Origin of the sequence: Paraburkholderia fungorum, from assembly GCF_900099835.1 — a bacterium.
Classification (GTDB): Bacteria; Pseudomonadota; Gammaproteobacteria; order Burkholderiales; family Burkholderiaceae; genus Paraburkholderia; species Paraburkholderia fungorum_A.
In genome coordinates, this window is sequence record NZ_FNKP01000001.1 from 1818151 (window position 1) to 1836273 (window position 18123).

The 18123-nt window shown below is 62.2% G+C and carries 24 protein-coding genes and 3 tRNA genes; 15 read left to right on the plus strand and 12 right to left on the minus strand.

Annotation, left to right across the window (positions count from 1 at the left end):
- Window positions 1–146: 146 nt before the first annotated feature.
- From BLS41_RS07960 to BLS41_RS07975, 4 genes are all read right to left on the minus strand, one after another.
- Window positions 147–968: an arginyltransferase gene (locus BLS41_RS07960; RefSeq protein ID WP_074763804.1), complete on the minus strand. Its 822-nt coding sequence runs from the start codon at window positions 966–968 to the stop codon at window positions 147–149.
- A 116-nt stretch (window positions 969–1084) separates the two neighbouring features.
- Window positions 1085–1822, minus strand: a complete 738-nt coding sequence (gene aat, locus BLS41_RS07965; RefSeq protein WP_074763805.1) for a leucyl/phenylalanyl-tRNA--protein transferase — start codon at window positions 1820–1822, stop codon at window positions 1085–1087.
- A gap of 9 nt (window positions 1823–1831) precedes the next feature.
- Complete coding sequence (locus tag BLS41_RS07970; RefSeq protein WP_074763806.1) at window positions 1832–2377, minus strand: NUDIX hydrolase; 546 nt, start codon at window positions 2375–2377, stop codon at window positions 1832–1834.
- Between the two features lie 408 nt (window positions 2378–2785).
- Window positions 2786–2862: transfer RNA gene (locus BLS41_RS07975), tRNA-Met, on the minus strand.
- A 283-nt stretch (window positions 2863–3145) separates the two neighbouring features.
- On the opposite strand from BLS41_RS07975, the gene BLS41_RS07980 reads away from it, so the two are divergent.
- Window positions 3146–3643 (plus strand): heme-degrading domain-containing protein, encoded by a 498-nt coding sequence (locus tag BLS41_RS07980; RefSeq protein ID WP_074763807.1) that lies wholly within the window; start codon window positions 3146–3148, stop codon window positions 3641–3643.
- Window positions 3644–3647: 4 nt separating this feature from the next.
- Entirely contained in the window at window positions 3648–3986 is a 339-nt protein-coding gene (locus BLS41_RS07985) for a DMT family transporter (protein WP_074763808.1), read from the plus strand.
- 45 nt (window positions 3987–4031) lie between these two features.
- Here the strand turns inward: BLS41_RS07985 and BLS41_RS07990 are convergent, their stop codons facing one another.
- Together BLS41_RS07990 and BLS41_RS07995 are read right to left on the minus strand one after the other, a co-directional pair.
- A complete protein-coding gene (locus BLS41_RS07990) occupies window positions 4032–4418 on the minus strand; it encodes a hypothetical protein (RefSeq protein ID WP_074763809.1) in 387 nt (128 codons plus the stop codon).
- Window positions 4419–4481: 63 nt separating this feature from the next.
- Window positions 4482–4673 (minus strand): hypothetical protein, encoded by a 192-nt coding sequence (locus tag BLS41_RS07995; protein ID WP_074763810.1) that lies wholly within the window; start codon window positions 4671–4673, stop codon window positions 4482–4484.
- Between the two features lie 323 nt (window positions 4674–4996).
- Between BLS41_RS07995 and BLS41_RS08000 the strand changes: the two genes are divergently transcribed.
- Window positions 4997–5275, plus strand: a complete 279-nt coding sequence (locus tag BLS41_RS08000; RefSeq protein ID WP_074763811.1) for a hypothetical protein — start codon at window positions 4997–4999, stop codon at window positions 5273–5275.
- 134 nt (window positions 5276–5409) lie between these two features.
- Complete coding sequence (locus BLS41_RS39530) at window positions 5410–5856, plus strand: DUF1488 family protein (RefSeq protein WP_366486365.1); 447 nt, start codon at window positions 5410–5412, stop codon at window positions 5854–5856.
- A 132-nt stretch (window positions 5857–5988) separates the two neighbouring features.
- On the opposite strand, the gene BLS41_RS08010 is transcribed toward BLS41_RS39530, so the two are convergent.
- Complete coding sequence (locus tag BLS41_RS08010) at window positions 5989–6963, minus strand: NAD-dependent epimerase/dehydratase family protein (RefSeq protein WP_074763812.1); 975 nt, start codon at window positions 6961–6963, stop codon at window positions 5989–5991.
- A 132-nt stretch (window positions 6964–7095) separates the two neighbouring features.
- Between BLS41_RS08010 and BLS41_RS08015 the strand changes: the two genes are divergently transcribed.
- Entirely contained in the window at window positions 7096–7845 is a 750-nt protein-coding gene (locus tag BLS41_RS08015; protein ID WP_083379943.1) for a TetR/AcrR family transcriptional regulator, read from the plus strand.
- Window positions 7846–7988: 143 nt separating this feature from the next.
- On the plus strand, window positions 7989–9125 hold the full coding sequence (locus BLS41_RS08020; protein ID WP_074763813.1) for an enoyl-CoA hydratase/isomerase family protein: 1137 nt from the start codon (window positions 7989–7991) through the stop codon (window positions 9123–9125).
- Between the two features lie 105 nt (window positions 9126–9230).
- Here BLS41_RS08020 and BLS41_RS08025 read toward each other — a convergent pair whose 3' ends face one another.
- A complete protein-coding gene (locus BLS41_RS08025) occupies window positions 9231–9656 on the minus strand; it encodes a hypothetical protein (protein WP_074763814.1) in 426 nt (141 codons plus the stop codon).
- Window positions 9657–10218: 562 nt separating this feature from the next.
- Between BLS41_RS08025 and ssuD the strand changes: the two genes are divergently transcribed.
- The 4 genes from ssuD (at window position 10219) to BLS41_RS08045 (ending at window position 13522) form a co-directional block, all read left to right on the plus strand.
- Entirely contained in the window at window positions 10219–11376 is a 1158-nt protein-coding gene (gene ssuD, locus BLS41_RS08030) for an FMNH2-dependent alkanesulfonate monooxygenase (protein WP_074763815.1), read from the plus strand.
- Window positions 11377–11450: 74 nt separating this feature from the next.
- On the plus strand, window positions 11451–12272 hold the full coding sequence (gene ssuC / locus BLS41_RS08035) for an aliphatic sulfonate ABC transporter permease SsuC (RefSeq protein ID WP_074763816.1): 822 nt from the start codon (window positions 11451–11453) through the stop codon (window positions 12270–12272).
- A complete protein-coding gene (locus BLS41_RS08040) occupies window positions 12272–13267 on the plus strand; it encodes an ATP-binding cassette domain-containing protein (protein ID WP_074763817.1) in 996 nt (331 codons plus the stop codon). The genes ssuC and BLS41_RS08040 overlap by 1 nt, the downstream gene beginning before the upstream one ends.
- A 39-nt stretch (window positions 13268–13306) precedes the next feature.
- The gene (locus BLS41_RS08045) at window positions 13307–13522 is read left to right on the plus strand and encodes a TOBE domain-containing protein (protein WP_074763818.1); all 216 of its coding nucleotides are present in this window, start codon (window positions 13307–13309) and stop codon (window positions 13520–13522) included.
- 65 nt (window positions 13523–13587) lie between these two features.
- Here the strand turns inward: BLS41_RS08045 and BLS41_RS08050 are convergent, their stop codons facing one another.
- Window positions 13588–13944 (minus strand): hypothetical protein, encoded by a 357-nt coding sequence (locus BLS41_RS08050; RefSeq protein ID WP_074766372.1) that lies wholly within the window; start codon window positions 13942–13944, stop codon window positions 13588–13590.
- 303 nt (window positions 13945–14247) lie between these two features.
- Between BLS41_RS08050 and BLS41_RS08055 the strand changes: the two genes are divergently transcribed.
- From BLS41_RS08055 to BLS41_RS08065, 3 genes are read left to right on the plus strand one after another with little or no spacing between them, the layout of a single operon-like run.
- Window positions 14248–14445 carry a hypothetical protein gene (locus BLS41_RS08055; protein WP_074763819.1) on the plus strand — a complete coding sequence of 66 codons (198 nt, stop codon included), beginning with the start codon at window positions 14248–14250 and terminating at the stop codon, window positions 14443–14445.
- Between the two features lie 36 nt (window positions 14446–14481).
- Window positions 14482–14724, plus strand: coding sequence for a DUF6566 family protein (locus BLS41_RS08060; RefSeq protein ID WP_074766374.1), 243 nt, complete (start codon window positions 14482–14484; stop codon window positions 14722–14724).
- A gap of 60 nt (window positions 14725–14784) precedes the next feature.
- A complete protein-coding gene (locus BLS41_RS08065; protein WP_074763820.1) occupies window positions 14785–15153 on the plus strand; it encodes a glyoxalase superfamily protein in 369 nt (122 codons plus the stop codon).
- A 147-nt stretch (window positions 15154–15300) separates the two neighbouring features.
- Here BLS41_RS08065 and BLS41_RS08070 read toward each other — a convergent pair whose 3' ends face one another.
- Both BLS41_RS08070 and BLS41_RS08075 read right to left on the minus strand, forming a co-directional pair.
- A complete protein-coding gene (locus BLS41_RS08070) occupies window positions 15301–15567 on the minus strand; it encodes a hypothetical protein (protein WP_074763821.1) in 267 nt (88 codons plus the stop codon).
- A 381-nt stretch (window positions 15568–15948) separates the two neighbouring features.
- Window positions 15949–16024: transfer RNA gene (locus BLS41_RS08075), tRNA-His, on the minus strand.
- An 84-nt stretch (window positions 16025–16108) separates the two neighbouring features.
- Between BLS41_RS08075 and dusA the strand changes: the two genes are divergently transcribed.
- Both dusA and BLS41_RS08085 read left to right on the plus strand, forming a co-directional pair.
- Window positions 16109–17110, plus strand: coding sequence for a tRNA dihydrouridine(20/20a) synthase DusA (dusA, locus tag BLS41_RS08080; RefSeq protein WP_074763822.1), 1002 nt, complete (start codon window positions 16109–16111; stop codon window positions 17108–17110).
- Between the two features lie 102 nt (window positions 17111–17212).
- A tRNA-His gene (locus BLS41_RS08085) sits at window positions 17213–17288 on the plus strand.
- 169 nt (window positions 17289–17457) lie between these two features.
- Here BLS41_RS08085 and BLS41_RS08090 read toward each other — a convergent pair.
- Window positions 17458–17796, minus strand: a complete 339-nt coding sequence (locus BLS41_RS08090; protein WP_074766376.1) for a hypothetical protein — start codon at window positions 17794–17796, stop codon at window positions 17458–17460.
- Between the last annotated feature and the right edge of the window lie 327 nt (window positions 17797–18123).

Here is an 18123-nt window from a genome sequence, read left to right on the forward strand (position 1 = left end):
ACAGAGTGGATCGGAGGGGGGGATTTGGCGGGGGCGGTGGAGGCGGGCTGGCTGTCCGGAGCGACGAAAAGGGGCAGCTAGAACCTCGAGTAAGACGCTTTCTACCGGCAGCGACCGGAAACCATCGCTGCCCGAACCTACCGCCCCTAAGGCTTAAGCGGCCCCCGCCGTCCATGAATCGCCAGATCGACCGGAGGCAACTCCACTCCAGCCGGGTCCAGCACCTGCCAGTCGCCGTCGATCAAGCCCTCCAGCGGCCGGAAATTCGCCTTATAGGCCATCTTCGGACTCTCGCGAATCCAGTAGCCGAGATAGACGTACGGCAGCTTCAGGCTGCGCGCCTGCTCGATCTGCCAGTAGATGTTGTATGTGCCGAAGCTGGTATGGGCCAATCCAGGCTCGAAGAACGTGTACACCGACGACAAGCCGTCGCCGAGAATATCGATCATGCTGATCATGCGCAGAATGCCCGGCACATCCGGCCGGTCAGGCAGCGGCTCGCGGAATTCGACCAGCCGGGAATTGATCCGGCTTTGCAGCAGGAACTGCTCGTACTGATCGCGGCTGTCGCGGTCCATGCCGCCCCCCGCGTGCCGCGCCGACTGATAGCGCATATACAGCGCGTAATGTTCCTCGTCGTAATGAAGCGGCGCGACCGTGGCGATCATCTCGCCATGCTTTTTCCAGACCCGGCGCTGCGTACGGTTCGGCTCGAACTGGTCGACCGGCACGCGCACCGGCACGCACGCGCGACAGCCGTCGCAATACGGGCGGTACGTGAAGACACCCGAGCGCCGGAAGCCGGCCTTGACGAGATCGGTATAGACGTCGGAGTTGATCAGGTGACTGGGTGTGGCGACCTGCGAGCGCGCGATACGCCCGTCCAGATAACTGCAGGGATAAGGCGCCGTTGCATAAAATTGCAGCGCTGAAAGCGGGGAAAGAGGCAGCTCGTTAGGATGAGTCACGTTGGCAGCTCTCGAAGCGTCTCTGGTAATGCAAACCCGGCGCCTTGCGATCTGAAACTCGCGGCTCGTGACCCGCGGCCCGGTAGACGGCGGATCCGGATTCGGCCTGATTCTTCCTACGCCGCCCGCGTGACGACGTCGAGCAACGCGGTCTTGTCGAAGCGCCAGGGAATGGCCGGTGCGCCGACAGACGCGCGAACATGCGCGACGAACGTCTTGCGCGCTATCTCGCGACCGCCTAGCGATGCCAGATGCGACGTGTTCTGCTGGCAGTCTATCATTTCTATTTTGTGACGTCGCAAGTGTCCGACAAGCGCGGCCAGCGCCATTTTCGACGCATCGGTGACCTCCGCGAACATCGATTCGCCGAAGAACATCCGGCCGAACGACACCCCATATAAACCGCCCACCCGCCTGCCTTCGAACCAGGTTTCGATGCTGTGCGCATCGCCCACCCGATGCAGCGACGAATACGCTTCGATCACGTCGGCGGTGATCCACGTACCGCGCTGGCCACGACGCGGCGCCTGTGCGCACGCGCGCATCACGCCGGCAAAATCGTGGTCGACGCGGATTTCCCATGCGTCGTCGCGCAGCACGCGCTTGAGCGTCTTGCGCAGGGACGGCGACAGTTTGAAGTCGTCGGGGCGCAGGATCATGCGCGGATCGGGGCTCCACCACAACACGGGTTGGCCGTCCGAATACCAGGGGAAAATGCCGCGCCGGTAGGCGTCGATCAGGCGCGACGGCAGCAGGTCGGCGCTGGCCGCGAGCAGGCCGGGTGCGCCGCTGGCCGCGCCAAGTGCGCGTTCGACAGGGGGGAACGGATCGTCAGCGCCGAGCCAGGGAACCATGCGCGCCGCTCAACCTTCGCGCAGCGAGCGGAAGATGTCGCCCGTGTGCAGGCCGAAGCTGCCGGCGGAGCGGTCGGCGAAGAAGAAACGCAGGGTCTGGCCGACCGTTGGGAACGCGATTTCGTCCCACGGAATTTCGTGTTCCTCGAAGAGCTTCACTTCGAGGCTTTCCTCGCCGGCGGCAATGTCGAGATCGAGCAGTCGCGCCATATAAAACAGATGCACCTGATGCACGTGCGGCACGTTCAGCAGCGAAAACAGGCTCTGTACCTCGACGCGCGCGCCGGCTTCCTCCAGCGTTTCGCGCGAGGCTGCCTCTGCGGTCGTTTCACCCATCTCCATGAAGCCTGCGGGGAGCGTCCAGTAGCCATAGCGCGGTTCGATCGCGCGACGGCACAGCAGCACCTTGTCGTCCCACACCGGGACGGTACCGACCACGTTGCGCGGATTCTGGTAATGCACGGTGCCGCAACTGCCGCAGACGAAGCGCTCGCGGTTGTCGCCCGGTGGAATGCTCAGACTGACTCCGTGACCGCAGACAGAACAGAATTTCATAGGAGGGGGACTGGAAAGAGTGTTAGGAGTTTATCACCGGGCTGAGCTTTTTCTGAGCTTGGGTGTAAGATCCTGCGGGACATGCGAATTGGGAGTGCGCGGGCGCGAAAGTGCTTGAGTAGAAGGGTTTTCTATTCGTAGTCCGGATATTTTGCGTGCATGCGGATGACGCGAAAGGACGCGCGAGTTGATTCGAAAGCCCGAGTCCGACGATGCGCGTGGCCGCGCGAAGGAGGTGGTTTTGCGATTGCGGAGGAGGGGGGCGAGAGGCGCGTGAAGAACGGAACTGACTCGCGCATGGCAAATGCATTTAGCCATCATCGACTGACGACGGCGCAAACAAAAAAGGCCTGCCGAATTGGCAAGCCTTGAATGTTTTTTCGACGTCTCGAACCAGTGAGTGTTACTTGGTTGCGGGGGTAGGATTTGAACCTACGACCTTCGGGTTATGAGCCCGACGAGCTGCCAGACTGCTCCACCCCGCGTCCGTCGAAGAAAAGAGTATAGCGTACCGCGTATGCCAACGCAATAGCTATTTAAGAAATGGCTTCAATCGACTCGCCGGCCGACTGCCGCGCAGCGATTGCGTACCGTCACGATGTGACTCCGGAGAAGCCGCCGCTCTTATAGCACGTGTCGAGAGCGCACAGGGCCGTGCCATACGCTGCGCTAGAATCCAGATTCCCTTCGCGGCTCGCCACGCATGCAGGCATTCATGCTCACAGGCATGACGGCGAGCGCCTGAACTCCTACCTTGCTCTGAATTCCATGGATATCGCACACGATCTGCAGGTTATTGCCGCTCAGGAACGCACCCTGGTGTTCCCTCAATTCGACGCCGACCGCGCGTGGCAAATCGGCGCTTATCTGCACGAAGTCGCCAAGGCGCGCGGCGTCGCGGCGGCCATCGACGTGCGTACCTTCGGGCAGCCGCTGTTTTTCAGTTCGCTCGACGGCGCGACGCCCGACAACGTCGACTGGGCTCGCCGTAAAAGCAACACGGTTGCGCATTTCCGCCGCAGTTCGTACGCGATCGGTTTGAAGATGCAGCAAGCTGGCAGCACGCTCGCCGACAAGCATGGCCTGGCCGCTACGGAATACGCATCGCATGGCGGCGCGTTTCCGTTGACGGTTGCAAACGCGGGCGTGATCGGTTCGATCACCGTGTCGGGTCTGCCGCAACGCGCCGATCACGAACTGGTGGTCGAGGCGCTGTGCGCGCATCTCGGCCACGACTACAGCAAGCTCGCGCTCGCGAAGGCCTGACGCGATGCGGGTGCCTCCTTATGCGTTGCTCGGGATCGCCATCGTCGCCGAAGTGATCGCGACATCCGCGATGCGCGCCTCCGACGGGTTTTCGCGGCTGTGGCCGTCGACGGTCGTGGTGATCGGCTACGGCATCGCGTTTTACTGCCTGTCGCTCACACTCCGGAGTATTCCGGTCGGCATCGTGTATGCGGTGTGGTCCGGCGCGGGCATCGTGCTGATCACGCTGGTCGCGTTACTGCTGTACCGGCAGGTGCCGGACTTGCCCGCGATCATCGGGCTCGGACTCATCATTGCGGGCGTCGCCGTGCTGAACATCTTTTCGAAGATGCAGGCCCATTGACGCCTTCGAACAGGCGCAAGCTCACGGCTTGCGCTCGCCTTGCGCTTATTTGCAACGCACGATCATCGAGCGGTTTTTGACGTTGGCCGACACGACGTTGGTGATGCTGCCGCCCGTCACGCCGCTTTCGTCGTCTTTCGACACGATGTCGTAGCCGGTCGCGCCGCACACCTTGCCGGCCTGCACGTAACAGGACGCCCAGCTGGAATTGGCGTCTGCGCCGCTGCAATTCACCGCGAAACCGGTCTGGCCGTTCGGCAGATTGATCAGAGAAGTCGTGTTCGACGACGCACAGCCCGCCAAGCCCGCGCCCATCAGAATGACGGCGGGCAGTGCGGCCGACAGCGATGCACGACGAACGAGAGCAAGCGCGACGCCTGGCTGGATACGACGGAATAGGCCGGTGCGGCGCGGTTGCGTCATGAATTGCATTGTGATGTTCCTTTCAGATTGAAATTCGGGCTTGCCGCTTCTGCTCAGGACGTGAGCCCCGAGTCACGGCGTTTCGATCGTGATGCCCGCTGCGCTGACCAGCCGGCGGCTTTCAGCGCCGTCTTCGGAGGCCGCGTCTTCCCAGATGCTGATGGCTTTCGGAATGTCGATGCCGTGGCTTTCGGCGTACGCAAACCATTTGTTTGCCGCATCGGGCTCGGGCAATTCGCGGTTCTGCAGAAAATATTTTCCCATATTGCGCTCGCTAGTCTCGAAAAGGCGGGTTGCACTCAGCACGGATCGTGCCGCCGACCCTTCGACCGGCGCGGGCGCAACAAGTGCGATTCGATGGCCAGCGCTTGCCGGTTGCACCGAACTTATTGGTCGTCGGCGCGCCTTACTTATCGATATTTGTCGTTACTGGCTCATTGAGAGAAGAGGCGCGCGGGTGTGGCGTGCGCTTTGCAGGTTCGGATGCGGATGCCGTGTTGTCTGAGAGCGTAGGGCGAGAGTCGCACGCACTGCCGGGCGATGACCGACGCGGCATCCGTCCATCAATTGCAACGAGGAGAACGAATATGGCTGAACGGGTGAGTGGTCCCTATCGCGGCTATTACATCAGCGCCGCCGCGCGTCTCGTGCCGGCGGTCGGAACGCCGGCGGCGGGTGACAGCGCGAAAGCCGGCACGTATGTCGGATCGGTGAGCCTTGCCGAACAGGGCCCGGACGATCCGCACCGGATGGAGACGTTGCTCGAGCTGGGCGACGAGCAACGCTTCGGCAGCGAAGAGGAAGCGCTGGTTTTCGTCGAGCAGGCGGCGCGCGATTATGTCGACCGTCTGTTGGGAGGCGCTTGATGGCGGTACGCAATTCAGAGCAGGGTGGTGCTGGAAACGAAATTCACGACGTATTCGACGAAGGATCCGGTAGCGCAGTTCAGGAAACCGATGCCCGCGTGCGGGGGAACGTCCACGATAATTCCCGCGTGAAGATGGCTCTTTCCGTCGAAAAACGTGCTCTTCAAAACGCTGACAAAAGCCCGTCGGCAGGCTGGACCGCCGTCCGGGGCCGCGAGTACCATAGCGGGGTCGGCGGCGGCCGGCGGTTTGTCGCGGGCGCCGCTCTCCTGCCGGAACCTTCTGATGAGGCGACCATGGAAATTCGGTTTCCCGCGGACGCGCCTGCTTACCGCGGCGCCAATCTGACCGTTGTCTTTCCCGCGCTGGTGGACGGCGAACCGGTGCCGTGCGCGATCTCGGTCGAAGCACTCGAAGATCACTTCGGCGCCTATTCCGAAGACCTCGAAGGCTGGATGCGCGCCTTCGACGCCGGCCGTCCCCGCATCGAGGCGGTGGCGCGCGAACATCTTCAGATCAGCAACGGCACTCCGGTTCTGCTCAAGAGCGGCCACTTTCCGCCTGGAAACGTGGCGGATTAGCCCTGCGCACTCTCGCGAATTCTTACGTTGGCGGTGGTTTGCAGCGGTTATCGAACGATTCCTGACAGGCGGCCTGCCAGTGTGCCCTGATCGTTCATCGCACGTCCCGGCACAGCTTAACGAAGCGCTCCGCTACGCCGCGTGGCCCGCCGACGCGGCGGCGCGGGCGGCATCGAACGAACGCCGGATTCCCTCCTCGTACGAAGTCTTCGCGATCGGGCCGATCAGGCTCGTCAACGCCGAATCGTCCAGCACGAGCGGTTCGGTCATCAGATAGTTCATCTCCACCAGTTCACGCATGAGCGGATTGAAGAGGCCGAGCACGCGCAGCATGGTCTTGCCCGCGACCGTCAGCCTGGGTTCGCGGCCCGCCAGCGCGTACGCCTGCCGTGCGACTTCGCGCTGCGTAATCGTGCCCGTGCCCGCCAGATGCCACCAGCGCCCATAAGCCGTGGGCGTGCGCGTGAGCGTTTCGACCACCGGCCCGATATCCGGCAGATAGATGAACTCGTGCGGCATATCCACCGGGCCGAGCACCTGCGCGCGCTTGCCGGTCGCGGCGCCGTCGAACACGCCGTTCAGCAGGCTGCGCTCGATACCTGGGCCGTAAAAATCCGGCAGACGCAACACCAGAGTCGACAGCCCGTTCTGCCCGTGTGCGGCCAGCACCAGGTTCTCCTGCGCGAGCCGCATCTGCCCCTTGAACGTATGCGGTTCCCGTGGATGCCCCTCGCTCACCGGATTGGCGCGGGCCCGGCCATACGGATACACCGTGCCGATCAGAATGAAGCGTTCGACGCCCGCCGCCTTGACGCCGGCCAGCGTTCTCTCCATCAGCGGCGGATGTTTGGCGAACTGGTCGTACGGTACGCCTACGAGATAGATCACAGTCTGCAAACCGGCTGCGGCGGCGCGGATCGAAGCGGGGTCGTCGGGATTCCACGTGACGATCTCCGCGCGCGGGTCGTGGCCGAAGGCCGAATCGAGTGGCTCCCGCGAGCGGCCGACCACGCGGTAGTCGCGTCCCGCCGCACTCAGCGCCGCCGCGATACTTTGTCCCGCCGCGCCCGCTGCGCCGAATAAACCGATCTTTCCCGTGACTTGCATGACAACTCCTCAAGAAGGCGCCGTATCGCGCAGAAGCATTTGACTGTCGATTGAAAAGTTACTGAACACCGTTCAATAAACAGTGTTCAGTTTAATTTGACTTTTCAGTTTGTCAAATCGAAAATGGCTGCCATGGGAATCGCTGAAAGAAAAAACCGCCAGAAACAGGCACTGCGCGAACGCATCCTCGACGCCGCGCGGCGCATCGTCATGCGCGAGGGCTTTGCCGCGCTGTCCATGCGCAAGATTGCCGACGCCATCGAATATTCGCCCGCCACGCTGTATCTGCATTTCGCGAGCCGCGACGAGATCGCCCACGCGTTGTGCGAAGAGGGCTTTGCACAATTGCTGAAGACGTTTGAGCCGCTCGCGGCCATCGTCGATCCGGCGGAGCGGCTCAAGGCGTTCGGGCGGGCTTATGTCGCGTTCGGAGTCGCGCATCCCGAAACGTACCGGCTGATCTTCATGGAGGATCCGAGCTATACGGGCGCGGCGTTTGGTGGCGCGGCGAAGGCGAGGGCGGTTGACGTGTCCGGGAGCGGAGCGGGAGGCGTGCCGTCGGCGCAAACGGCTGACGGTGATTTACAGGATCAGACCGCCGACGCGTCGCACGCAAATAGTGACGATCCCGGCGCTGAAGCGCTTCACATCATGATCGCCGCGCTCGAAGAACTCAAAGCGACCGGGCGGCTGCCGGCGTCGACGGATGCCGCCGTGTGGGCCGAGGCGTTCTGGGCGACCATGCACGGGATCGTCGCGCTCAACCTCACGTGTCCGGTGTTTCCGGGCGCGCCGCTCGAGACGGTGGTGGACGTGGCACTGAACGCCTGGTTGGGAGCCGCACACAAGACGCCGCAGCCTGCGCTTCCTGTCACGGGATGAACCGCGAGAAAAACCAGCAGAAAACCCTCGAAAATTGCGCAGCTCTGCGGAAATAACCCCGGCGCCCGGCCCCAACCGCAAATCCGCCCCCGCGTGATAACGTTCAGTTCCACCTTATTTCGCGCCGTCGCGCCTAGCTCTCCATGTCCATTTCCGCCTCGCCCGCTGTCAGCGACGAAGTCGTGACGCACGTAGCCAACCGTATCGGTTTCATCGAACTGGAGAGGCCCAAGGCGCTCAACGCGCTGTCGACCGGCATGATCCGCGCGATTCACGCGGCGCTCGACGAGTGGCGCGAGAATCCCGACGTGCAGGCGGTCGTGATCCGCAGCCAGCACCCGCGCGCGTTCTGCGCAGGCGGCGATATCCGCTTTCTGTACGAGTCGGCGCAACGTGGCGAACATGACGCGCGCGATACGTTTTTCACCGAGGAATATCGCCTCAATCACGCGATCTTCACGTATCCGAAGCCGTATATCGCGCTGATGAACGGCGTGGTGATGGGCGGCGGCATGGGGATTTCGCAGGGCGCGCATCGAACCGGCGGCCTGCGCGTCGTGACCCAGTCCACGAAAATGGCGATGCCCGAAACGCGTATCGGCCTGTTTCCCGACGTCGGCGCGAGCTGGTTTCTGGCTCGGACGCCTGGCGCGATCGGCCGCTATCTGGCGGTGACCGGCGAGACGATCGGCGCGGCGGATGCGCTCTACGCCGGTCTCGCCGACGTCTATATCGATGAAGACGCGTTGCCTGCGCTAATCGAAACCTTGCGCAGCGAACCGTTCGAGCGGGGCGCGGACGTGGTGGCCTGTGTCGAGCGCGAGGCGCTCGTGTATCAGGTAACGCCGAGTCCCGAAACTTCGCCGCTCGCGAATGCGCGTGCGTTGATCGACCGGCATTTCTCGCTGCCGGATGTCGCGCGAATTCTTGCGTCGCTCGAAAAGGAGCGCGCCCGCGACGGCGATGCCGCCGGATGGGCCGAGCAGACCATCGGCGTGTTGCGCGAACGTTCGCCGCTGTCGATGGCGGTGTCGCTGGAAGTGGTGACGCGTGCCGAAGGCTCGATGGCCGAGGTGCTGCGCGGCGATCTCGATCTGACGCGTTCCAGTTTTCTCGCGGGCGATTCGGTCGAAGGCATTCGCGCGCGGATCATCGACAAGGACAATGCGCCGCGCTGGCGTTTCGCGCGCATCGAAGACGTGAGCGCCACCGATGTCGAGAAGATGTTCGAAAGCCCGTGGCCGGCCGCCGAACATCCGCTGCGCGATCTGCGGGGTTAAAAAAAAGCGGGCGGCAATTCAATTGCCGCCCGCTTTTACCTTGTGATCCGTCAGCCGCAGAACCGCCCGCCGCAACGCCTTCCTGCGGCGAATCATGGCACGGCGTTATTCCTCGTCCTCGCTCGCCATGAACGCGCGCATGAACACCAGCGCGCCCCAGCCCCACATCGCGTTTGCCGCGAAACCTACCGCGAGGCGCGGCAGCATATTGCCGCTCGGCCAGATACCGCGCAGCGGATCGACCACGAACACGCTCGCCGCCGTCAGCACGATCCCGCCGAACACGAAGGCCGGCACCCACGGCGCACGATGATGCGGCGCGACGCGCAGCAGCCACGCCATCAGCACCGCCCAGAACGCGCTCCAGATAGCATTGGCAATGAACTCGGGCAAGCCGAGCGGCAAAAACGGCGCAGTGGAAAATCCGGTTGGGTCGATCAGGCCGGCTGCGTGCATCAGCGCCAGCGTCGATTCATGGAAGAACAGCGAAGCCAGAAAACCGGCAACAAAAGGCAGAATGAGTTTTTGCATGCATTGCACCGCCAGGGCACAGGCGGCGTGGTTCGCGGCCTGTACCGGGTTATTGGAAAACGAGCGCCATTATATATAGGGGTCCCTTGTTTTCCGCGTGCTTAAAGCGCAACACCCGTATGCTTTAGCGTCGGGCTAATCACGAAAGTGGAAAACCTAAGCTAAAAAAAATCGTTCAAAAGCCGCGGCACGATCCATAGACTGCTTCTTCATACAGACGGCAATTGTTGCCGTCGTTCGTTGAGTCGAGCGCGTGACGCGCACGTTTGGTCGAGGGAAGCCGTTGTGATGTCCTGCCTGATGCCGATCTTCATCCGCCATACCTGCCTCATTGGCCGTAGCGGCCGCACGCGTTGTACCCCGCGTACGGAACATGAGCGCCGCGGCTCGCACAGTCGCCGGTAAGCCGGTTCCACACCGCTCAGATTCTTGTCCTTTTTTGCGCAGCATCGCCCGGCCAGGGCTTGAAGCAGGCCGGCTGGATGCGCGCGGCCGGCGTGTGCGAGAGGCGCTTCGCGCACCGTCTCCATTCAATCCAGTTTCGAATCAGCAGGAGCAGCAAATGAATGTGTTCTGGTTCATTCCGACTCACGGCGACAGCCGCTATCTCGGCACGTCCCGCGGCGCACGCGCAGCCGATAGCGACTACTTCAACCAGATCGCCGTCGCCGCCGATACGCTCGGCTACGACGGCGTTCTGCTGCCCACCGGCCGTTCGTGCGAAGACGCATGGGTGGTCGCGTCGAGTCTGATTGCCGCGACCAAACGTCTGAAGTTCCTGGTGGCGGTTCGGCCGGGTCTGTCGTCGCCGGGGCTGGCCGCACGGATGGCGTCGACCTTCGACCGTCTGTCGAATGGACGTCTGTTGATCAACGTGGTGACGGGCGGCGATACGGTCGAACTGGAAGGCGACGGTCTGTTCGTCGATCACGACACGCGCTACGAAATCACCGACGAATTCCTGCACATCTGGCGCAAGCTGCTGACCGCCTCGCACAAGAAGGAGTCGATCGACTTCGAAGGCAAGCATCTGGTGTCGAAGGGCGGCAAGGTGCTGTACCCGCCGGTGCAGGACCCGCATCCGCCGCTGTGGTTCGGCGGGTCGTCGCCGGCTGCGCACGACCTGGCGGGCGAGCATATCGACACGTATCTGACGTGGGGCGAGCCGCCTGAAGCGGTCGCGGCAAAGATCGCCGACGTTCGCGCCCGCGCGGCCGCCCATGGCCGCGAGATCAAGTTCGGCATCCGCTTTCACGTGATCGTCCGCGAAACGGAAGAAGAAGCGTGGGCTGCGGCCGACAAGCTGATCAGCCGTCTCACCGACGAAACCGTCGCGCGGGCGCAAACCTCGTTCTCGAAGATGGACTCCGAAGGACAGCGCCGCATGGCCGCGCTGCACGGCGGCAAGATCGGCAGCCGCGAGGAACTCGAGGTCTATCCGAACGTGTGGGCGGGCGTGGGTCTCGTGCGCGGCGGCGCGGGCACGGCGCTGGTCGGCAGCCCCGAGCAGGTCGTGGCGCGGATGAACGAATACGCGGCGCTCGGCGTAGATACCTTCATTCTGTCCGGCTACCCGCATCTCGAAGAGTCGTATCGCTTCGCCGAACTCGTGTTCCCGTTGCTCGACCGCAAGGTCAAGGTGTCGAACGGACCGCTGTCGGGGCCGTTCGGCGAGATCATCGGCAATCATCATGTGCCGGAAGCAGTCAGCGCGAGCTGAACGCATAGCGCTGAAAATCTCCGCGAGTCCGAACGGGCTCCGCTGATTGTCGGCAAGCAATGAGGAACGCAATCATGGCTTCATCGAGTGTGACCGCGCAGCGGGTTTCGGGCGCCAGTGCGCTGCGCCGTTTCGGCGCACATCTGGCGCCGTGGCTCGCGCCGCTCGCCATTCTGCTGGCGTGGGAGTTCGCCGCGCGCAGCGGCGTGCTGTCCACCCGCGTGCTGCCCGAACCGCTCGCGGTCGTGAAGGCCGCATGGTCGCTGATCCAGTCCGGCGAGATGTGGGCGGACGTGAAGGTCAGCACGTGGCGCGCGGTGTCGGGCTTCGTGATCGGCGGCGGGATCGGGCTCGTGCTCGGACTCGCGACGGGCCTGTTCAAGCCGATCGAAATCGCGCTCGACTCGACCGTGCAGATGGTCCGCAACATCCCCGCGCTGGCGATGATTCCCCTCGTGATCCTGTGGTTCGGCATCGAGGAAGAAGCGAAGGTGCTGCTCGTCGCGCTGGGCGTGTTTTTCCCGATCTACGTGAACACGTTTCACGGAATCCGTTCGGTCGACGCCAACCTGATCGAGATGGCGCGCAGTTACGGCGTGAAGGGTTTCGCGCTTTACCGGCATGTGATTCTGCCCGGCGCGTTGCCGTCGATTCTGGTCGGCGTGCGCTTCGCGTTCGGACTGATGTGGGTCACGCTGATCGTCGCCGAAACCATTTCCGCGCAATCGGGCATCGGCTACATGACGATGAACGCGCGCGAATTCCTGCAAACCGATGTGGTGGTGGTCGGCATTCTGCTGTACGCGGCGCTCGGCAAACTCGCCGACGTGCTCGCGAAGGGGCTCGAGCGCGTGTCGCTGCGCTGGCATCCGGCCTATCAAACAGGAGCGAAATGATGAACGCGACAACATGGTCGACGTCGTTCGGCGGGATCGCGGGCCGCGACCTCGAAGCCGAGTTGGCGCAACCTCGCATCGCCGATCAGACGCATGCACAAACGCTTTCGCAGACGGAGGAGCGCCCGCAGGCTGGGCCTCATCGACCGGCTGTCGCATTGGCCCGTGAAGACGCTCGCAACAATGCCCGCAGCCCCGCCGACTACGCGGTCCAACTGCGCGGAGTCGGCAAGCGCTATGGCGAGCGTTCGGTGCTGGAGGATTTCGATCTGTCGATCGAGCGGGGCAGTTTCGTGGCGATCGTGGGCCGCAGCGGTTGCGGCAAATCGACGTTGCTGCGACTGGTGGCGGAGCTTGAAAAGAGCACGTCCGGTGTACTCGAAAAGCGCGCCGCCGATGGTGGTCCGCTCGACACCCGCATCATGTTTCAGGACGCGCGTCTGCTGCCGTGGAAGAGCGTGCTGCAGAACGTGATGCTCGGCCTCGGCCGCGGTGCGCGCGAAGATGCGCGCGCCGTACTCGCCGAAGTCGGCCTGCTCGAACGCGCGAACGACTGGCCCGCACAACTGTCCGGCGGGCAGCGTCAACGGGTGGCGCTGGCGCGGGCGCTGGTGCATCGTCCGCAGTTGCTGTTGCTCGACGAGCCGCTCGGCGCGCTCGACGCGTTGACGCGGATCGAAATGCACGCGCTGATAGAACGCCTATGGCGCACTCACCAGTTCACCGCCTTGCTGGTCACGCACGACGTGCATGAAGCCGTCGCGCTCGGCGACCGGATTCTGCTGATCGAAGAAGGGCGTATCGCGCTCGATCAGCCGGTGGCGCTGGCGCGTCCGCGCGCACGGGCGTCGGCGGGATTTGCCGCGCTCGAAGAACACGTGCTGCAACGTGTGCTGAAAACCGCGCCGAACGACGATGCGTCGTCACAACGCATCTACGACGCGCGTGACGAAGGCCGCTCCATCAAGCCAACCGACGTCCGCTGGGCCGTCTGACTTTCGCTGTCATTAATCGCTTTACTGGAGCCACTCGCTATGAGCATTTCCGCTATCAACGTACGTAATCAGTTCAAAGGCAAGATCAAGGAAATCATCCGGGGATCGGTGGTGTCCGAGGTCGATGTGGAAACGCCGTTCGGCATCGTCACGTCGGTGATCACTACGCGCTCGGTCGACGAACTCGAACTGAAGGTCGGTTCGGAAGTCGTCGCGCTGGTGAAGTCGACCGAGGTGTCGATCGCGCGGCTTTGACTGGCAGATGACGGCGCATCGGTGCGCATTGGTGCCCGTCGGCCCGCCGCGCCGTAAAGCCCGTGTTATTTCGCATTCGCGCCGCTCGCGGGCGGCTGACGGCTCATCTTGTCGTTGGTCGGCTTGTCGGGGCGCTTGATCGGCATGTTGTCGGGGTTGGTGGCGCTGGGCGCGCTATCGGCGCCATTCTGGCCATTGACGCCGGATGCCGCGTCGGGCGGTTTGACCATCGGCGACTGGGTGCCACGCGGCGCGGCCGGGGGATTGGACTGGGCGATTTTGTCGACCTGAATTTTATCCACCTGAGCCGCCTGGGCGGCGCGTACGACGTCGATCGTCTGTGCAAGCGCCGGCGCACTGACGGTGCCGATCCAGGTTAGCGCGACGCCTGCGGTCAGCAGGGTCCATTTGCTTCGCTTCATTTCGCCCTCCGTTCGCGATGCGGCACGCCGGGTATTGAGCATGGCGGGATCGCTTTTTCCGATGGACATCTGGCAGCGGCCGCACGTTGCACGTGTCGCGCTCGTGTCGCGCTTGTGTCGCTTTACGCCGATGCAATCGCGCATCTGCGATTCGTCGCCTCAAGCCAGGTTTCCTCTCGCTACGACGCAATGCGCGTGCCTCGACGCGCCCGTGCGCACGCGCATGCAACGCGCATGCAACGCGCATATACAACCGTCCCCGAAACTTGCTAGGATAAATTGATCATCCCGACGGAGACGGCCATGTCGAAGTCATTGAGTCCCGAAGCGGTCGAAGCCTTGCGGCGTCTGAACGACATTGGCGTCGGCCTGCGGGCGCCGGAACTGGCGCCGTCCGTGAAAGCGGAGTTGCTGGCGAGCGGCCTCGCGGCCGAAGCGGGTAGCGGCGAGATCGAGATAACCTGCAACGGCCGGCAATATCTTTCCGGCGATTGCGATTGACCGGCGAGATTGATCGGCGAAACCACGGAGGCGAACATGAAGCCGAAAGGTATCGACATGGGCGACTACGAAGAGCGCTATCAGGACTACGACATCGAAGTCGCGGTCGAACAGGTGCTGACCGGCGTCAAGGCGCATTTTCGGGTGCTGCGCGACGGCGCCCCGGTGGTCGACTGGCGGCTTGTGCACATCGACAGCCTGTGGCCCACCGAGCATACGGCGGCCGAGGCGGCGCTACGGGCCGCGCGCGAATTGATCGACGCGGGCTTGCCGACGTAACCGCGATTACACGCTGATTCTTTTTCTGATTTCCCCATTTCCCACTGGCTGGAGACCTTTGTGCATCTTGCACGCGCGATCCCGATCATCCGTATTTTTTCCGAAGACAAAGCGCGGGAGTTTTACGTCGACTTTTTAGGCTTTACCGTCGAATGGGAGCACCGTTTCGAGGACAATTTCCCGCTCTACATGCAGGTGCGGCGCTCCGATCTGATCCTGCACCTGAGCGAGCATCACGGCGACGCAACGCCGGGCTCGGCGATTTTCGTCCCGATGCAGGACATCGACGCGTTCCACGACGAGCTGCATGCGAAAGACTACAAATATGGAAAGCCCGGAATCGACGTATTGCCGTGGGGCAAGGTGCTGGAGACGACCGATCCGTTCGGCAACCGTATCCGCTTCTGCGAGCCGCCGAAAGAGGAGTAACGCCGAGGCGGCAAGTGACCAGACTGCTCACGCGGGCTGTTGTGAAGCCGCGTAAACGCAACTGGGCGCCGGCATCAATACTGCATGCGCGGCGCCCAGTTGATCCGCCGCCCTGAACTGCCAGGCGGCGGGATCGGCTACGAGTGCTTAGTGGCCGAAGAAAACCGATTGCGGGCCCGAAGCCGGAGCACGCGTACCCGATTGCGACGACACGTTGTTCACGCCGCCGTATGCATTCGATTCAGCGTTAGCGCGTTCAGCAGCAACGGTTTGCGAATTCTGGCCTTGTTGCGAAGCCGGTGCGCCAACCGCAGGACGGTAGAACGGTGCCGGGCCGTAGCCGCTAGCGAATGCGGGAGCAGCGATCGAGGCGGAAACAGCAACCAGCAGGGCGGCGATGAACTTGGTCTTCATGGTAAGACTCCGATAACGTTTCGACTTCATGTGTCAGGAAGGCGTCGCAGGGCCTGGAAGGTTTTGTCTGCAACGTCGATGGAAGGCAGTGTATACCCCTACTATCGAAACTTTGTGCCGATAATACGAATTTACTGTTCTCCATCCTGAAATAATCCGTCAGACGTAGAGACGACAAGGCTGAGCCGTGGTCCGACCCCGTAGACCAAGCGTTTTTGACGGGAGAGACCTGACTGCCAGAGAGGGTATCGGAGCGCTGGAAGTGGCGAAATTGACTGCTGGGAGCCACTGCGGGGTGATTCCAACCGCTTGGCCAAAACAAAAACGGCGTTGTGATTTCTCACAACGCCGTTTGCCAAACACGTTACTACCTGAATTCTTTGGGGTGGCTGATGGGGCTCGAACCCACGACAACAGGAATCACAATCCTGGACTCTACCAACTGAGCTACAGCCACCACTGACATCTGCCAACCTTCAGCAGCCGGGCATTGTACACAATGCGGTAAAATCTGTGTTTTGAATTTTGCAGTCTGCCCCCCATGTCTTCATCGCACACTCCCAGCCCGCGCCGCGTCTCCGTTGCGCCCATGATGGACTGGACCGATCGCCACTGCCGTTCCTTGCATCGCGTTATTTCTCGCCATACCTGGCTTTACACGGAAATGGTGACGACTGGCGCGCTGCTGCACGGCGACGTCCCGCGTCATCTCGCGTTTACGCCCGACGAAGCGCCGGTCGCGTTGCAACTCGGCGGCAGCGAGCCCGCCGATCTCGCGCGATCGGCGAAACTTGGCGAGCAGTGGGGCTATGACGAGATCAATCTCAACTGTGGTTGTCCGTCGGAGCGTGTGCAGCGCGGCGCATTCGGCGCGTGTCTGATGAACGAGCCGCAGCTCGTCGCCGATTGCGTCAAGGCGATGCGCGATGTTGTTTCGGTGCCGGTCACCGTCAAGCACCGTATCGGCGTCGACGCGGTTGAAGAATACGGCTTCGTGCGCGATTTCGTCGGCACGGTCGCGGATGCTGGCTGCAACGTGTTCATCGTCCACGCGCGCAATGCAATTCTCAAAGGTTTGAGCCCGAAGGAGAATCGCGAGATTCCGCCGCTGAAATATGAATACGCCTATCAGTTGAAGCGCGAATTTCCGGAGTTGGAGATCATCATCAATGGCGGCATCAAGACGCTCGATGAAGTTGAAACCCATCTTCAACATGTCGACGGTGTGATGCTCGGGCGTGAGGCTTATCACAATCCCTATGTGCTGGCCGACGTCGACGCGCGCTTTTACGGTTCGACGGAAACGCCGCTGACCCGCGAGCAGGTCGAAGCGAAGCTGATCGAATATTGCGCGGCAGAAATGGCGCGCGGCACGTATCTTGGTGCCATCACGCGTCACGCGCTGGGTTTGTATCGCGGGGAAGCGGGTGCTCGTGGATGGCGTCGCGTGTTGTCCGATAGCAAGCGCCTTGCTGCGCGCGATCTGACCATTTTCGACGAAGCAAGACAGCATCTGCGCGAGCCGGTCGAAATTTTTGAATAAAGGGCTAGGCAAACGGATTTCTAGTTGGCATAATCTCGTTTCTTCACTGACTTGCAGGGTTTCTCGGCAACGAGATGCAAGCAAGTTAAGCAGATGTCAGTGGTGGCTGTAGCTCAGTTGGTAGAGTCCAGGATTGTGATTCCTGTTGTCGTGGGTTCGAGCCCCATCAGCCACCCCAAAGAATTCAGGTAGTAACGTGTTTGGCAAACGGCGTTGTGAGAAATCACAACGCCGTTTTTGTTTTGGCGCGGGTTCTTTGTGCGATTTCAATGAGGTTCAAGGCGAACCTGCAATTCGTCAGCTAATCAGGTTCGTGCACCTCACGCGCACTCTTCGCCGCCGACGACTCAATGTCCGTGGCCGCCGCCATGACTGCCACCGCTGCTCCATGAACTGCCGCCGTGCGAGCCGCCATATCCTCCGTATCCGCCGCCGTGCCATCCACCGTGGCCGCCGCCCCGGCCATGCCAGTAACCAGGGCCGCCATGGTAGTAACAGCAGCCGCCACCCCAGCCGCCGTAAATACCCACCGCGCCATACACCGGCCCATACGGATAGCCGTAGCCATAACCGGGGTAATAAGGATACGGCTGCCCGTACGCATAGTCATAACCTGGTGCGACCGCGCATCCGGTGAGTACGGCCGCCGCCGTCAACAACGCGATTGATGCAATGAGCCTGCTCACGATTTTCTCCTTCACGTAAGAGTCAGAAAAATCGCCTGCGATGGAGTTCAGCGGCATTTGTGTCCGCGCATTACTACTGGTACGCGCCAATCCACGTCGCGGATTCATCCGCGCGAATCGAACGCCATGACAGCGAGGCATCGCGCCAGTCTTCCGGTCTCTTACTAAATCAGCCTGCTGTAACAGTTAGTTAAATATTCGAAAAGGAACTGTAGGGCGGCGCTGCTAACTTCCGGTCAGACAATTGGCTTTGAATCCGGCTCGATACGCGTGTTGTACGTCGCGAAGAATATCGGTGCCCCTTATGTTGCACGCAGGTGCATTCAG

Bases quoted from the DNA above. Each gene is read 5' to 3' on its own strand.
- BLS41_RS08040 (WP_074763817.1), top strand. From the start codon at position 12,272: ATGAACGCGACAACATGGTCGACGTCGTTCGGCGGGATCGCGGGCCGC.
- BLS41_RS08020 (WP_074763813.1), top strand. From the start codon at position 7,989: ATGTCCATTTCCGCCTCGCCCGCTGTCAGCGACGAAGTCGTGACGCAC.
- BLS41_RS08050 (WP_074766372.1), bottom strand. From the start codon at position 13,944: ATGAAGCGAAGCAAATGGACCCTGCTGACCGCAGGCGTCGCGCTAACC.
- BLS41_RS08045 (WP_074763818.1), top strand. From the start codon at position 13,307: ATGAGCATTTCCGCTATCAACGTACGTAATCAGTTCAAAGGCAAGATC.
- ssuD (WP_074763815.1), top strand. From the start codon at position 10,219: ATGAATGTGTTCTGGTTCATTCCGACTCACGGCGACAGCCGCTATCTC.
- BLS41_RS39530 (WP_366486365.1), top strand. From the start codon at position 5,410: ATGGCTCTTTCCGTCGAAAAACGTGCTCTTCAAAACGCTGACAAAAGC.
- BLS41_RS08070 (WP_074763821.1), bottom strand. From the start codon at position 15,567: ATGAAGACCAAGTTCATCGCCGCCCTGCTGGTTGCTGTTTCCGCCTCG.
- BLS41_RS08055 (WP_074763819.1), top strand. From the start codon at position 14,248: ATGTCGAAGTCATTGAGTCCCGAAGCGGTCGAAGCCTTGCGGCGTCTG.
- BLS41_RS07990 (WP_074763809.1), bottom strand. From the start codon at position 4,418: ATGCAATTCATGACGCAACCGCGCCGCACCGGCCTATTCCGTCGTATC.
- dusA (WP_074763822.1), top strand. From the start codon at position 16,109: ATGTCTTCATCGCACACTCCCAGCCCGCGCCGCGTCTCCGTTGCGCCC.
- BLS41_RS07985 (WP_074763808.1), top strand. From the start codon at position 3,648: ATGCGGGTGCCTCCTTATGCGTTGCTCGGGATCGCCATCGTCGCCGAA.
- BLS41_RS07980 (WP_074763807.1), top strand. From the start codon at position 3,146: ATGGATATCGCACACGATCTGCAGGTTATTGCCGCTCAGGAACGCACC.
- BLS41_RS08025 (WP_074763814.1), bottom strand. From the start codon at position 9,656: ATGCAAAAACTCATTCTGCCTTTTGTTGCCGGTTTTCTGGCTTCGCTG.
- BLS41_RS08010 (WP_074763812.1), bottom strand. From the start codon at position 6,963: ATGCAAGTCACGGGAAAGATCGGTTTATTCGGCGCAGCGGGCGCGGCG.
- BLS41_RS08060 (WP_074766374.1), top strand. From the start codon at position 14,482: ATGAAGCCGAAAGGTATCGACATGGGCGACTACGAAGAGCGCTATCAG.
- BLS41_RS08000 (WP_074763811.1), top strand. From the start codon at position 4,997: ATGGCTGAACGGGTGAGTGGTCCCTATCGCGGCTATTACATCAGCGCC.
- BLS41_RS07970 (WP_074763806.1), bottom strand. From the start codon at position 2,377: ATGAAATTCTGTTCTGTCTGCGGTCACGGAGTCAGTCTGAGCATTCCA.
- BLS41_RS07995 (WP_074763810.1), bottom strand. From the start codon at position 4,673: ATGGGAAAATATTTTCTGCAGAACCGCGAATTGCCCGAGCCCGATGCG.
- BLS41_RS08015 (WP_083379943.1), top strand. From the start codon at position 7,096: ATGGGAATCGCTGAAAGAAAAAACCGCCAGAAACAGGCACTGCGCGAA.
- aat (WP_074763805.1), bottom strand. From the start codon at position 1,822: ATGGTTCCCTGGCTCGGCGCTGACGATCCGTTCCCCCCTGTCGAACGC.
- ssuC (WP_074763816.1), top strand. From the start codon at position 11,451: ATGGCTTCATCGAGTGTGACCGCGCAGCGGGTTTCGGGCGCCAGTGCG.